This is a genomic window from Ammoniphilus sp. CFH 90114, from assembly GCF_004123195.1.
Lineage (GTDB): Bacteria > Bacillota > Bacilli > Aneurinibacillales > RAOX-1 > YIM-78166.
Genome location: NZ_SDLI01000005.1, coordinates 132,371 through 146,996 on the forward strand (window position 1 = coordinate 132,371; position 14,626 = coordinate 146,996).

13 protein-coding genes and 3 pseudogenes are annotated in these 14,626 nt (G+C 43.6%); 15 read left to right on the plus strand and 1 reads right to left on the minus strand.

Going from position 1 to position 14,626, the window contains the following annotated elements; genetic code table 11:
• The first annotated feature begins 140 nt into the window (after positions 1-140).
• The 4 genes from EIZ39_RS12955 (at position 141) to EIZ39_RS12970 (ending at position 3,003) form a co-directional block, all read left to right on the plus strand.
• On the plus strand, positions 141-1,478 hold the full coding sequence (locus EIZ39_RS12955; RefSeq protein ID WP_129200407.1) for an MFS transporter: 1,338 nt from the start codon (positions 141-143) through the stop codon (positions 1,476-1,478).
• A gap of 88 nt (positions 1,479-1,566) precedes the next feature.
• Positions 1,567-1,767 carry a copper ion binding protein gene (locus tag EIZ39_RS12960; protein ID WP_129200408.1) on the plus strand — a complete coding sequence of 67 codons (201 nt, stop codon included), beginning with the start codon at positions 1,567-1,569 and terminating at the stop codon, positions 1,765-1,767.
• A gap of 66 nt (positions 1,768-1,833) precedes the next feature.
• The gene (locus EIZ39_RS12965) at positions 1,834-2,220 is read left to right on the plus strand and encodes a DoxX family protein (RefSeq protein WP_129200409.1); all 387 of its coding nucleotides are present in this window, start codon (positions 1,834-1,836) and stop codon (positions 2,218-2,220) included.
• A 183-nt stretch (positions 2,221-2,403) separates the two neighbouring features.
• Complete coding sequence (locus EIZ39_RS12970) at positions 2,404-3,003, plus strand: short chain dehydrogenase (RefSeq protein WP_129200410.1); 600 nt, start codon at positions 2,404-2,406, stop codon at positions 3,001-3,003.
• Between the two features lie 200 nt (positions 3,004-3,203).
• On the opposite strand, the gene EIZ39_RS12975 is transcribed toward EIZ39_RS12970, so the two are convergent.
• A complete protein-coding gene (locus tag EIZ39_RS12975; protein WP_240675799.1) occupies positions 3,204-3,656 on the minus strand; it encodes a DUF2269 family protein in 453 nt (150 codons plus the stop codon).
• A 761-nt stretch (positions 3,657-4,417) separates the two neighbouring features.
• Here EIZ39_RS12975 and mntA point away from each other — a divergent pair.
• The 11 genes and pseudogenes from mntA to EIZ39_RS13025 all read left to right on the plus strand — a co-directional run bounded on the left by mntA (position 4,418) and on the right by EIZ39_RS13025 (position 14,592).
• Positions 4,418-4,813 carry a type VII toxin-antitoxin system MntA family adenylyltransferase antitoxin gene (gene mntA / locus EIZ39_RS12980; RefSeq protein ID WP_205668558.1) on the plus strand — a complete coding sequence of 132 codons (396 nt, stop codon included), beginning with the start codon at positions 4,418-4,420 and terminating at the stop codon, positions 4,811-4,813.
• Entirely contained in the window at positions 4,803-5,222 is a 420-nt protein-coding gene (gene hepT / locus EIZ39_RS12985; protein ID WP_129200413.1) for a type VII toxin-antitoxin system HepT family RNase toxin, read from the plus strand. Before mntA ends, hepT begins: the two co-directional genes overlap by 11 nt.
• A gap of 147 nt (positions 5,223-5,369) precedes the next feature.
• Positions 5,370-5,981, plus strand: coding sequence for a Crp/Fnr family transcriptional regulator (locus tag EIZ39_RS12990; RefSeq protein WP_129200414.1), 612 nt, complete (start codon positions 5,370-5,372; stop codon positions 5,979-5,981).
• Positions 5,982-6,267: 286 nt separating this feature from the next.
• A pseudogene (locus tag EIZ39_RS12995) lies at positions 6,268-7,211 on the plus strand (peroxidase family protein); the annotation flags it as partial.
• Between the two features lie 31 nt (positions 7,212-7,242).
• Positions 7,243-7,401, plus strand: coding sequence for a hypothetical protein (locus tag EIZ39_RS27870; protein ID WP_483296035.1), 159 nt, complete (start codon positions 7,243-7,245; stop codon positions 7,399-7,401).
• Between the two features lie 189 nt (positions 7,402-7,590).
• Positions 7,591-8,961, plus strand: a pseudogene (locus tag EIZ39_RS13000) (peroxidase family protein); the annotation flags it as partial.
• Between the two features lie 242 nt (positions 8,962-9,203).
• Positions 9,204-10,363: pseudogene (locus EIZ39_RS13005) on the plus strand (iron-containing alcohol dehydrogenase).
• 243 nt (positions 10,364-10,606) lie between these two features.
• On the plus strand, positions 10,607-11,323 hold the full coding sequence (locus EIZ39_RS13010) for a 3-ketoacyl-ACP reductase (protein ID WP_129200415.1): 717 nt from the start codon (positions 10,607-10,609) through the stop codon (positions 11,321-11,323).
• Between the two features lie 124 nt (positions 11,324-11,447).
• Entirely contained in the window at positions 11,448-12,755 is a 1,308-nt protein-coding gene (locus EIZ39_RS13015) for an MFS transporter (RefSeq protein ID WP_129200416.1), read from the plus strand.
• A gap of 775 nt (positions 12,756-13,530) precedes the next feature.
• Positions 13,531-13,722 carry a hypothetical protein gene (locus tag EIZ39_RS13020; protein WP_129200417.1) on the plus strand — a complete coding sequence of 64 codons (192 nt, stop codon included), beginning with the start codon at positions 13,531-13,533 and terminating at the stop codon, positions 13,720-13,722.
• Positions 13,723-14,301: 579 nt separating this feature from the next.
• Entirely contained in the window at positions 14,302-14,592 is a 291-nt protein-coding gene (locus EIZ39_RS13025) for a hypothetical protein (protein WP_129200418.1), read from the plus strand.
• Positions 14,593-14,626: the final 34 nt, after the last annotated feature.

A 14,626-nucleotide genomic window follows, 5' to 3' on the forward strand; every position in this document is an offset into this window, starting at 1 on the left:
TTAGCTTGAGACAAGTCATGATTCATTTTTTTTACAAAATAAAAAGAGACTCTTTACATGGGGTAGGGGGGTATAGTATATTTTAAGCATAAGAGGAAAACAAACCCAAATGACGTAGAGAGAAAGGAAGATGATTCATTATGAATCCGAATGTGAGTGCAGTAAGAGTTCAAGGGCTGTCTCAAGGTTTAACGATATTCACCTTTTTGTTAGGTATCTTTATGGGAGCTTTAGATCACGGTATTGTTGGTCCAGCTTTAAGCTCTATCTTTATAGCCTTTGGAGTGGATTCATCGTGGGGAGTATGGAGCTTCACCATTTATACGTTGGTTTTTGCTGTAAGCATTCCTGTTTTGGGGAAGCTGTCTGATCGATTTGGAAGAAAACAAACCTTTTTGTTCGGGATTGTGGCCTTTGCTGTCGGGTCGTTGATTGCCGCGATGGCGTCCAACTTTTGGATCTTCTTGCTCGGAAGAGCGGTTCAAGCCATTGGTTCTGGAGGGATCTTTCCCATCACAGCTGCTCAGATCGCAGCAACTTACCCTCCGGAGAAACGAGGCAAGGCGATGGGTTGGATTGGTGTCGCTTTTGGTCTAGGAACCATTCTAGGTCCGGTAGCTGGCAGCGTCATTATCGCCCATTTCGACTGGCAATGGATCTTCTTAATTAATCTGCCCATTTCAGCCGTGATTTTGATAATGATCGCGGGGTACAAACCGAACCAACAGGTGGTTAACCGTCCAATCGATGTAGCAGGCATTATTCTTTTAAGCGCGATCATCTTACTCATCATGGTAGGGATCAGCAGTCACCAGGCACTCTATAGTTTGATTGGTTTATTGCTTGTTCCGGTACTTGTGATGATTGAGAAAAAGCAGGTGGATCCTGTTCTCAATGTCCAATACTTCACTCAAGGAAATACATTGACGATCTTAGCGGCTTCCTTGTTATCAGGCTTTGTTATGGCTACGGCAACGAACTTTATTCCATTGTTCAGTGAGACTATTCTTGGTTTAGAGAAAGGAAATGCTGGTTTTAGTGTGACCCCATTGGCGATAGCCTCTATGGTAGCTTCGTTGGCAGGTGGAATGCTGGTCGATAAGTGGGGGGCAAAGAAAGTTATCCTGCTTGGATTTGTCATTACATTGGCTGGAGCCTTATCTTTAGGAATTTTCGTTTCTTCCATGGTTCTCTTTCTCCCAACAGTGATGATCATGGGCTTTGGAATTGGAATTATTATTGGTGCGCCATTGAATATTCTCATTTTGCAAGCTGTAGATCCGAAGGAAATCGGATCGGCTGTGGGCTATCTCAGTTTGTTCCGCTCTATTGGATCTACGCTAGGACCCGCAATTGCCGGATTTTTCTTGAGCTCTTTCCAAGATGGTTTTAGCTATATTTATCTGGTCAGTGCAGTGGCTTCCGTTCTTAGTATTGTTATTCTATTCATGTTTGTGCAGAAGAAAAAACTCGCGTAAAAGTTTTTTCCAAAAACAGGTTGACATACCTAACAGGGGTATAGTAAATTAAAAATAAGAAATCAATAAAAGAAAAGGAGAAGTAAACATGAAAAACGTATTATTACAAGTAGAGGGAATGTCTTGCGGTCACTGTGTGAAGGCGATTGAGGGAGCTTTGAAAGAAATCGGAGCAGCAGGTCAGGTCAATTTAGCGAATAAGAGCGTCTCTGTATCTTATGATGAAGCCAAAGTAACGATTGAATCGATTAAAGAGGTCATTGAGGACCAGGGATACGATGTAGTCTAAATCATTTTTTTCACAAAAATATACTATACATAGGTATGGTAATACAAAAGAAAAGAGGGATATAAAATGTATACTGTAGGTCGTGTTTTGATGGGTGGAATATTCGCCTATATGGGTTTGTTCAAAATCTTAAATTGGGGGGCTACCGCTGGATGGATGGCCATGAAAGGTTTCCCACCTTCCCTGATCCCGGTTCTCCTGATCGGTGCCATCGCAATTGAATTAGGTGGAGGGTTGGCCCTTATCTTTGGATATCAACTGCGTTGGGTGGCATGGGGAATGACGGCCTTTATGATTCCAACCAATATTGTCATGCACAACTTCTGGGCTCTTCCTCCAGAGATGGCAGCGACCGAGCAACTCAGCTTTTTGCAGAATGTAATCATCATGGGCGGCCTGTTAGCCATTTCCACGCAAGCACAAAATGAAAATAAAAGTTCAGCTGTACATTAAAATTCTAAAAGGAGAGATGAAAAATGAAGTCAAATTGTTGTTCAACACCAAAAGTCGAGGAGTTAAAGCCTAAACAACCCATGGAGTCGTCTTGTTGCTCCAGTGAATCTGAAGATGTGAAAAGCGATTCTATCCAGATTAGTTCAACAGAGAAAAGTGGTTGTTGTTCCGGAGGGAAGTAACATGAGAATCTTAGTTGTGGGTGGAACGGGAACCATAGGAAAGGCGGTTCGAAACGAATTTTCTTCAAGACATGAAATCCTTTCGGCTTCTAGGAAGGGTTCCGAAATTACGGTTGACATTACATCTATAGAAAGCATCAAAAGGATGTACGAAACCGTGGGGAACATTGATGCCGTCATTAGTACGACTGGGGTGACCCACTTTGGGTCTCTGCTTGACATGACACCTGAGGACAATGAGATTTCCATACAAAGCAAATTAAAAGGACAAATTAATTTGGTCTTACTTGGTCTTCAGCATGTCAAGGATCATGGAAGTTTTACTTTGACAACAGGAATCATCATGGATGATCCTATACGGGGAGGAGCGTCCGCTGCCATGGCCAGCGGAGCAATCCGAGCTTTTGTTGAATCTGCAGCGATTGAGATGCCTCGCGGTATACGGATCAATAATGTAAGCCCCAATGTTTTGGTAGAGTCGATAGAAAAGTATGGTCCATATTTTCCAGGGTTCGAGCCTGTCTCAGCCAGCAGAGTGACAACAGCCTACAGAAAAAGTGTTGAAGGGGCTCAGACCGGTCAAACGTATAGAGTGTATTAATAGTTAGTGACTTTAACCAATTATGCCGATATCTTCTTAGATGATGATGTCGGTTTTTTATTTTGACAGACAGAAATCTATATAATAAATGATTTCCCTAGCTTTACATCAGGGGGTTTTGATTAAAACTTCAGAATTGATCATAGGACGATGTAGAGCTAGGGACAAGGCTTCCGCTAAAGATAGACTCGAACGAGACCTTAAAATGGTTTTAGTGACATTAAAAGAATTAAGATAAAGACAGAAGCCCGAGCGATGTTATCTAATTTAGCAATTTGCATGGCAATCGGCATAAATTCGGCTGGTAACGTATCACTATCTTGTTTTTCTAATAGGACATATAGATTTTCCGCTTTTTTAGGAATCATATAGGCCACAATGGGTTGGACGGCGAGGTACAAAATTAAGGCAGCAATATACCATCCTTCGGTAAATAAGCTTGGATTTAATAGACCCAAGAGCAGGCCTGTGAGCAAGAGTGCAATGCTTCCGATCTTCGCGAATTTCTCTACGTCTTTTGCGGTTTCCAATGCCTGTTTAGCCTTGTTGACCGTTGTTCCCCTCTTCATGATCGATGGGTTAGCAAATACGGCACCTAGACCACAGACGGCAGCTATAATGTGAATAAACACAACAAATCCATAGAACGACATGATCAAACCCCTTTCTAAATAACTAATATGGACGCGTGAATATGGAACTAGAGTGGAAAAAGTTGGTTCCTAACTCCTAGGAGATTATATTACTGAAATATTCCATTAAGAAGCGCTATAATTGTCGAACCGAAGGATAAGGGCTGAAAGCATCGAAAATTGTTTCAATACCTTCTACGCGGACGTACAATCCGCTAAATCCGCAGAAATCGCCCATTTGGAGATGGAAGAGGACATAGGATCCGTTATTCAACAGAAAAACAAGAAAAAGCGACAGAATACTTTAAAATAAGGAATCCCATGTCCGGATGAACTTGGAAACGCACCCAAGTCAACGGGATAGCGGAACGTATGTCCGCGCACACGAGAACCACAGGTTCGTCTGCCTACCGGTTTATTTATTTATATTTTCTGAAAAAACAAAGGGTTTGAAATGCTGGAAATCGAAGTGGTCAGTGGAGACTGAAATTCCCGGAATGAAGCCAGGTTCGTAAGTCTACCATGATGAAGGTAGTAGGGGGTATTCAAGAGTAGAGCTTGCCTCATGAGTAGGGTCAATTCCTATATATAGAGCAAGCATAGAGGGACTTTACGAGATTCCGCACCATTTCGTATTCTATCCTTTTTTTGATATAATGAAAAGTATTGGAGCAAGTCACTTACTACAAAGTTTGTTCGGTTTTTCTAGGAAAAAGCGAACGGTATGTTCCTCAATCCGGAGTCGAAAACAACAAAGGGAGGATTGACCATTGGACGTTAATATGGAAAAAGTGATGATAGATGGGCTAGTCGAAAAAGTTTCTCCCTATTTAATTATCTTATTCGGGTCTATGGCTAATGGATGTGCCCATAGAGATAGTGACATTGATATTGCTTTCTTAAGTGATGAAAAGCAACTAGATCAGTATGAAGTATTTCTGATTGCTCAGGAACTGGCTGCAAAACTAAGTCGAGATGTGGATCTCATTGACTTAAAGCAAGCCAGTACGGTGTTTCAAGCAAGAATTGTACATACTGGCAAAGCTATTTATTGTACAGATGAATTAAAAAAGGCTAAATTTGAAGTAAAAGCATTAAAGATGTATACAAAATTAAATGAAGAACGCACAGAGATTTTGAGGAGAATTGAGGAAAGCGGGTCAGTATATGAGAAATGATGTGGTTTTAAACAAAGTAAGTATCATTGAACGATGTATGAAGCGAATTAGAGAAGAATATGACAACAACCCTAAGCACTTAGAGAACTATACAAAGCAGGATTCCATCATCCTTAATCTACAGCGGGCTTGCGAAGCATGCATCGATTTGGCCATGCATATTGTGGCAGAGAAAAAGCTGGGTTTGCCGCAGAATAGTCGGGATGCATTTTCCTTTTTGGAAAAGGAAAGTATCATCCCCTCTTCGCTTAGTGGAAAAATGAAAGCCATGATAGGGTTCCGTAATATTGCTGTGCATGATTATCAAGAAATCAACCTACTGATTTTAAAAAAAATCCTCGATGACCATTTAAAAGACTTTACTGAATATACTCAGATTATCCTTGCTTATTTTTCAAGCTCCAAATAAAGATTTTTCTCCGGACATCCGATCACGTCTAAGGTACCCCGTTCACACTTAATTCAGAAACGACCCTAAAAAGAGTGACCGAAATCACGCCTTTTCCTCTTTTCCTTTCGGTATAATGAGGGCAAAACCGAACGGAGGAGGAAGACCATGAACTCGATGTCCCTTGCCTCAATTCAACATCCTCGACTTCCCGCTTTTTTTTCAGAAGATTCCTTAACTAAGATGATGAGGAAAATGACAACGAAACAAATCAAAGCAAGGTCAACGATATTTAAGTTTGGGGAAGGACTCGAGCGATTGTATTACATTCGTAACGGGCAGGCATTGATTAAGAGGAAAGCATTTGATCAGAAAGAATTTATTCTCCACCTTCTGCGCGAAGGCGATATCTTTAGTACGATTAGCGAGATGGGTGATTTAAGTGCCCGGGCCATCACGGAATGCGAAATCGGAGTCCTGGACCGTGTGGACCTAGATGATCTACTGCTTGAGGAAGGGCGATTTGCTGTAGAGTTTACGCAGTTTCTAGAGTCTTCTAGGCGCGCTGCTGACTCCAAACTTAGAGATCTTTTGTTTTTTGGAAAGCGTGGGGCATTGTGTTCGATGCTGATTAGATTGGCGAAGAACTTCGGCAAGCCTGTCAAAGAGGGGATGATGATTACGGTCCGTCTGACTAACGTTGAGCTCGCGCACCTTACGGGCTCTTCTAGAGAGAATGTGAACCGAATGATCAGGGATCTGCGAGAGCAAGGAATATAGATTTAAAACGTGACTATATCGTCATTCGAGATTTCACCTATTTAAAAGAAATGTGTCAATGCCAAGAGTGCCCTATTGAATTCTGCCGGATATAGGTTATTTATCGTATCACTCGTCAGAGTATGGCTTTATGCATGGCCAAAAATATCTTTTGGATTATCGCAAATTCTATGCTTTTCTTTCAAGAAATAATTTGTTATAATTTTAATTAAGGAATGATTTTTGTTATCGAAACAACGCGTATTTGGGTTTTACTACTTTGTTTTCATAGAGAGGGGAAAAAAGTATGAACGCGAAAGATACGACGAATGCAGGAAAATGTCCGTTCTCGCACGGTGCAGTTACTAGTAATAGATCAAGTGCTACATCGAATAAAGACTGGTGGCCCAACCAGTTGAATCTGAATATTCTCCGTCAACATGATAGAAAATCGAATCCTTTGGGAGAAGACTTCGATTACGCAGAGGAATTTAAAAAGTTAGATTACGATGCGCTGAAGAAGGATCTCCATGATCTCATGACAGACAGTCAAGATTGGTGGCCGGCGGACTATGGACATTATGGTCCCTTGTTTATTCGTATGTCATGGCACGCAGCTGGTACGTATCGGACTGGTGACGGCAGAGGCGGTGCTGGAACCGGCGCGCAGCGTTTTGCACCACTCAACAGTTGGCCTGACAATGGCAACCTGGATAAAGCCCGTCGACTGCTATGGCCGATTAAGCAAAAGTATGGAAACAAGATCTCTTGGGCGGATTTGCTCGTACTAGCAGGGAATGTGGCCATTGAATCCATGGGCGGGAAGACCTTCGGGTTTGGAGCAGGACGCCCCGATATTTGGCATCCGGAAGAAGACATTTACTGGGGGGCTGAAAAGGAATGGTTAGGGGATAATCGTTACTCTGGCGAACGTGACCTAGAGAATCCGCTGGCGGCGGTTCAGATGGGTCTGATCTACGTGAACCCAGAGGGTCCAAATGGGAAGCCAGATCCTGTTGCCAGTGGTCGCGACATTCGCGAAACGTTTGCTCGTATGGGGATGAACGATGAAGAAACCGTTGCCCTTATTGCCGGTGGTCATACGTTTGGTAAGGCACACGGGGCTGGAGATGCGGCTCATGTTGGTCCAGAGCCAGAGGCGGCGCCGGTTGAAGCACAGGGCTTGGGCTGGCTAAGCTCACATGGGAGCGGAAAAGGTCGTGATACGATCACGAGCGGGATTNTCCGATTGAAGCGCTAGGCTTAGGTTGGTTAAGCAAACATGGCAGTGGAAGAGGTCGTGACACGATCACGAGCGGGATTGAAGGGGCTTGGACGGCGAATCCAACTCAGTGGGATAATGGCTACTTTGAACTCTTGTTTAAATATCAATGGTGGCTGTCCAAGAGTCCTGCAGGTGCCTATCAGTGGCTCGCTGTAGATCCGGATGAGAGCGATCTTGCCCCTGATGCAGAAGATCCCTCAATACGTGTTCCAACGATGATGACCACTGCCGATATGGCCTTGCGTTATGATCCCGAATACGAAAAAATTTCTCGTCGTTTCTATGAGAATCCAGAGGAGTTTGCCGATGTCTTTGCTCGTGCCTGGTTCAAACTGTTGCACCGNGCCGGTTGAAGCACAGGGCTTGGGCTGGCTAAGCTCACATGGGAGCGGAAAAGGTCGTGATACGATCACGAGCGGGATTGAAGGGGCTTGGACGGCGAATCCAACTCAGTGGGATAATGGCTACTTTGAACTCTTGTTTAAATATCAATGGTGGCTGACCAAGAGTCCCGCGGGTGCTTATCAGTGGCTGGCTGTAGATCCGGATGAGAGCGATCTTGCCCCTGATGCAGAAGATTCCTCTGTTCGTGTTCCGACGATGATGACCACAGCGGATATGGCCTTGCGTTATGATCCCGAATACGAAAAGATCTCTCGTCGCTTCTATGAGAATCCAGAGGAGTTTGCGGATGTATTTGCTCGTGCCTGGTTCAAACTGTTGCACCGAGACATGGGTCCTAAAGCCAGATATCTAGGTCCAGAAGTGCCAGAAGAAGATCTGATCTGGCAAGATCCTGTGCCAACAGTGGATTATGACTTAACCGATGCAGAAGTAGCTGAACTCAAAGCAAAGCTTCTAGATTCAGGCCTTACGGTCAGCGAGCTCGTCACCACCGCTTGGGCTTCCGCTAGCACCTTCCGTGGATCGGATATGCGCGGAGGCGCTAATGGTGGTCGCATCCGTCTTGCGCCACAGAGGTATTGGGAAGTGAATCAACCGGAACAGCTTGCTAAAGTGCTTGCGGTACTTGAAGGCATTCAAAATCAACTAGAGAAGAAAGTCAGCCTAGCCGACTTGATTGTCCTAGGTGGTAGTGCCGCAATTGAAAAAGCAGCTAGAGATGCAGGTTTTGATGTTACCGTTCCTTTTGCTCCTGGACGCGGTGATGCAACAGAAGAGCAAACGGATATCGCAGGCTTCGCCGTGCTTGAGCCGATTGCGGATGGTTTCCGCAACTATCAGGAGAAGCAGTATCGAGTGAGTGCAGAAGAGCTTTTAGTAGATAGGGCGCAACTACTAGGCCTCACGGCACCAGAAATGACAGCANAGGCACAACTACTAGGCCTCACGGCACCTGAAATGACAGCTCTGATTGGCGGCATGCGCGTTCTAGGGACCAACTATGGCGGCACCCAACACGGCGTATTCACGGATCGTGTAGGCACGCTCACGAATGATTTCTTTGTGAACTTGCTGGATATGGGAGTACAATGGAAGCCTGTTGACGGAGTCGTTTTTGAAGGTCGTGATCGCAAGACAGGGGAAGTCGTGCGTACGGCAACGAGAGTGGACCTCGTGTTCGGTTCCAACTCCGTTCTACGTGCCATTGCCGAAGTGTATGCGCAAGACGATAACCAAGAGAAGTTTGTGCGTGACTTTATCACGGCGTGGGTTAAGGTTATGAATGCCGATCGTTTAGATCTTAAAGCTTAAGAAGCAGATAGGAACCGCTGTCCGTTAATGGATGGCGGTTTTTTTTGTGAGGAACCTGGAACTTGCAAATATATTAGAGAACTTGCAAATTTCCCACTCAAACTTGCAAAATCCAAGAAAGCATTCCATACAAAACCAGGAAGAGAATTTGAAAACGATACTATGAAGATCAAGTTTGATGTATGATTAGGTCATAAATTTGGTAAATCATGCCGTTATTTTATGACACAGGAGGACCACCTATGAAATCCTATCATTATTTTTGTGCTACTCAAATTGAGATGGGGATGGGAAAGGCGAAGAAACTGCCAGAAATGCTGCAATCCCTCCAGATCGACAAATCGATCTTACTTGTAAGTGACCCAGGTGTGTTTCGTGCCGGACTAGTCGATCCAATCAAAGCTTCACTAGAGGAATCGGGATTTCGAGTTTCATTGTTCGACTCGGTTGCGCCCAATCCTCGGGATACGGATTGTGTAGCCGGTGCTGAACTGTTTCGCGACTTTCATGCAGGTGCTGTCGTTGCCATCGGCGGTGGAAGTGCTATGGATACGGGTAAAGCGATCGCTTTATGTGGTCCGAATGGGGGGACGCCATCTGATTATGCTGACGGTCGACGTCCGTACACCAATATTGCCCCGATTATTTGCATCCCAACCACAGCCGGAACGGGATCGGAGGTTACTCGCTCCTCTGTCATTACTGAGGCATCCACCCATCGCAAGATGACTCTGAAGCATGCCTCATTGCGACCGATCTTGGCTGTTCTTGATCCTGAATTAACATTCAGCGTTCCATCCTTCGTCACCGCCGCTACCGGTGTTGATGCATTGGTTCACGCGATTGAAGGCTATACTTGTAAAGTAACCAATCCCATTTCACAAGCGCTTGGTGCTAGAGCGATGCAAACCATTGTTCCAGCCTTGCCTATCGCCTTCCGTGATGGCCAGAATGAGGCAGCTCGTCATGATATGCTAGAAGGCAGCCTGCTGGCTGGTCTATGTTTTGGTTCTGCTGACGTAGCCGCTGTGCATTGTTTAGCGGAAGCACTTGGCGGACTTTATGATACTCCTCATGGTGTCGCGAATGCCGTCTTCTTGCCACATGTATTACGGTTCAACGCGGCAGAAAACAAACCCATGCATGCTACCATAGCCCGGTATATGAGATTTGCGAAGGAATCAGACACGGATGAATTGGCTGTCGAAAAACCATAGAAGGAATCGAAGCCTTTACACAGGAACTCGAAATCCCCAAGTTGAAAGACTTAACGGGTGTACAGGAAAAAGATTTTTCGACCATTGTTAACTTAGCCGTACAGAACGGCTCAACACCAAGTAACGTTCGGACCGTAACAGCGGATGACTATTTGCAAATTCTTGAACGAGCTTATCGCGCATAGGTTGGCTATGCCTAAATGAAGGTATCTATTTAAAATGAGGAACACTCTCCGAACAGGTCATTTCCTAGAGGAGAGTGTTTTTTTAATAGAAAACAAACATTTTAAAGCTGGAGTACCTGTTCCAACGATCCTCATTTGATTGGCCTACAAGTAGACTTGAAGAATGAGAACCAGGCGGTTAGCGAATGCTAAATTTGTTATGTATTGTCAAAGATTACAAGTTTTTTATGAAGGAGAGTGTATATGATTTCTTTAAACGGAAAGACCGCGTTAATTACAGGCGGAGGTAGAGGGATTGGACGAGCCACTGCGCATGCCTTAGCAAAAGAAGGGGTCAATCTAGCGCTCATTGGACGGAATGCGTCTCATTTGGATCAGGTTGAAGGAGAATTGGCCTCTTATGGAATGAAAGTGTCAACGGCAACAGCAGATGTAGCCGATCTTGAGTCAGTAGAAAAGGCCGTAGAAAGCCTGAAGTCTGACTTAGGCGCTATCGATATCTTAATCAACAATGCGGGGATTGCTAAATTTGGCGGTTTCCTAGATTTGTCCCCAGTTGAATGGGAAAACATCATCCGTGTAAATCTCATGGGTGTGTACAACGTGACGAGAGTGGTTTTACCTGAAATGATAGAGAGAAAATCAGGGGATATCGTCAACATTTCTTCAACAGCTGGTCAAAAAGGCGCGCCGGTTACCAGTGCGTACAGCGCCTCTAAATTTGCCGTGTTTGGCTTAACTGAATCTCTTATGTTGGAGGTAAGAAAGCACAACATTCGTGTGACAGCCCTTGCTCCAAGTACAGTAGCAACCGATTTAGCCAATGAATTGAATTTAATCTCGGGAGATGCGGAAAGAGTCATGCATCCAGAAGATCTCGCTGAGTTAATTGTATCAGGGTTGAAGCTTCATCCGCGCGTGGTATTAAAAACGGCCGGTTTATGGTCAACGAATCCGTAAGCTAATCTTCCTTTATGGCAACTGCTTAAGTAGTTGCTTTTTTTAATAATCCATGAAAACCTGAAAAATAAATTTTAAACTTACTATATAATGGTATCATCAAGGTAGAGAATCGAGGTGTAAAATGTCTAAAAAAGAAGATGATCTCATTCACACTTATATAGCTTCTTCAGAAAAACAAAAAATGTTATACAAACGCACCTTATTCATCGTTAGTATTTCACAAATTTTTGGGGGAGCTGGATTAGGCGCTGGGATTACGGTGGGTGCACTACTTGCGCAGCAAATGATGGGGTCGGATGCCTTTACTGGAATTCCTGCTGCTTTATTTACATTGGGTTCCGCAGGGGCGGCTTTTTTGGTAGGTAGACTCTCTCAACAGTATGGACGGCGCACAGGTCTTACAATGGGGTTTATCACAGGGGGACTTGGAGGAATTGGTGTAGTCCTTGCAGCGATGATGAATAATATCTTCCTATTATTTATTTTCCTTTTTATATATGGGGCCGGCACCGCAACAAATTTACAAGCGCGTTATGCTGGGACGGATTTAGCAAATAAAAACCAGCGAGCTACTGCTGTTAGTATTGCGATGGTTTCTGTAACGGTTGGTGCGTTTGTAGGGCCTAACTTAGTCGATGTAATGGGGAAATTTGCAGGAGCCATCGGCATACCCGAACTTGCTGGGCCATTCATTTTATCTAGTTCTGCATTTCTAATAGCAGGTCTTGTCATTTTCTTCTTGCTTCGTCCTGATCCATTCCTATTAGTAAAGGCAATGAAAGCGCAAGAAAAAGCGGATGTAGAAGGACCGCTAGACACGAATCAAACAATCAATAAAAGAGGGATTATGGTTGGTACCACCGTCATGGTACTGACCCAAATGGTGATGATATCCATTATGACTATGACACCGATCCACATGAGGCACCATGGTCATGGATTAAGTGAAATCGGTCTGGTTATCGGTGTTCATATCGGTTCGATGTATCTTCCTTCCCTTATTACCGGCATTCTAGTGGACAAGATTGGTAGAACAGCCATGGCGGTTGCCTCAGGCGTTACGTTGCTCCTTGCGGGTATATTAGCAGCGTTTGCCCCAAGTGATTCGTTAATTATGTTGGTCATTGCTCTTGCTTTATTGGGTATAGGATGGAACTTTGGTTTGATAAGTGGGACCGCCCAAATAGTGGATTCAACAGAACCTTCAACGCGTGCGAGGATACAAGGGACAGTGGATGTTTTTATTGCGTTAGGAGGAGCTACTGGAGGAGCTTTGTCTGGAATGATTTTAGCTAATTGGAGTTACACAGCATTATCAATTGCAGGTGGATTACTGTCTTTATTACTCGTACCTATAGTAATAGGATCTCGCGTAGAGGCAGAAACGACAAGGGATAGTAAAAACAGCAATAGTTCTTCTGTTAGCTAATTGGTGAAGTGAACGGAAAAGTCCTTAGAACTTTACCTCGTGATGAGGGACTAATCTTTTTTGAGGGTGTCAAAGGTGTCGAATGAAGCCCTGAAAATGGGGTGGTCGCGATTTGAGGGTGTCAAAGGTGTCGAATGAAGCCCTGAAAATGGGGTGGTCGCGATTTGAGGGTGTCAAAGGTGTCGAATGAAGCCCTGAAAATGGGGTGGTCGCGATTTGAGGGTGTCAAAGGTGTCGAATGAAGCCCTGAAAACGGCTTGGCCCCGATTTGAGGGTGTCAAAGTGGCTGAATGAAGCCCTGAAAACGGGGTGGTCCCGATTTGAGGGTGTCAAAGGTGTCGAATAAAGCCTGAAAATGGGGTGGTCCCGATTTGAGGGGGTCAAACCCCAGTAGTGTGAAGCCCTAAGCCTCATATAGGCATGTTTTTTTAGATACAACAGGGTTTAACCAAGACCAACAAGGAATCATCACTGGATATATATGAACAAGTGAGCCCCTATTCTTAATGGAATGGGGGTTTTTACTATTATTGATGTTATCAGATATCGTTGAGTGTACTGGAAGGGCATATTCTTTTCATCTATATAAGTCATTTAGGGCTATTATAATGTCCCTTTTTACTTTAATGGAACAATTTAATATCCTTTTTGGTTTATGAGAATTGTTTTCATGGTAGTTTTTGATAAACTAGGGCTTTTTTGCTAACCGAAAAGGGAGTGAATGCATACTATGTAAGCGCAAACTTTCCAGAATAGAAAAAGGGAGCGGAACAAATTGTTTATTCCTTCCGGTAAGCGAGTAAAGGTCAACATCTGGGAAAAAGGGATTGTGTTTCTAGGGAAAGTTAAACAATGGAATACGGAGGAAGTGGTGATCCATCAAGAAATTACTCAAAAAGTCTGGAAGTTTGCATATCTAGAAATACTGAAGGGGAAAGTAAAAATCTCTATTTATAGCAATAGTTAGTGGGCAGAAGCAATTGTAAGGATGTCAATTCACCTTTTTGGTGAATTGAAAGGTTAGCCCTTCGCAAACTAATGCGAAGGGCTTGTCGAACAGGAGATCCGAACCAGCGAAAATCAGCTGCTTGGCTGATATGGGTTGAAGCTGTTGAAAAAGCTTAACGAATCTCCCGAACGGTTACGATGGCCGGGACGAGATTTGAAAGGTTGTACTAGTGAACAAGTTTCCTAAGGAAATGGAAATTTATTGCTTGAATTACGTCAAAAATACATCTAAACTATAGACAAGCTCCCATTTTACCTCTTCTTTTATTTTCCTCATCTAAGTCTAATTCGTTTTATCCACTATCTATTAAACACTTCATTTTCCAAGATCCCTAGGACTATCCCAAAGATTTATCTTATTAGCAAATCTAATATTAAGGAGATGATGATGCTGGCATCTGTAATATCTGCCGTAGAATGCCCACATTGTGGCCGGGTTGCTATAGAAGATTCTTACTACAAGACGAATGAATTCTATCTTTATTGTCTCCGATGTGGATACAATTATATTAAATCTTTCAGTACTTCCGGAGAAAGAGTGGAATACAAGGAGGAAATATGGAGTGGTCACGGTATTTTTCACTTAGCCAAAAAGGATGGTCAGACAAAAACGATTCTCTTAAATTGTGAAATAAATACGGATATTTTTGAAGGATTTAGAGTTGAGTTTTTAGATGAAAGTGCTAATCAAGAAGAGAGCTATTTAGTAAGCTATAAGGACAAAGTCTTTACCACCCACTTTGGAAACCCTCCCGTTTATTTCCATCTATCATTTCAAGAACGTAAGGAACAGTTAAGACTAAAGTATGGATATGATGAAAGTGAATAAAGTTTAGTTGAATGAGGATGAAAGGGAAATGGGA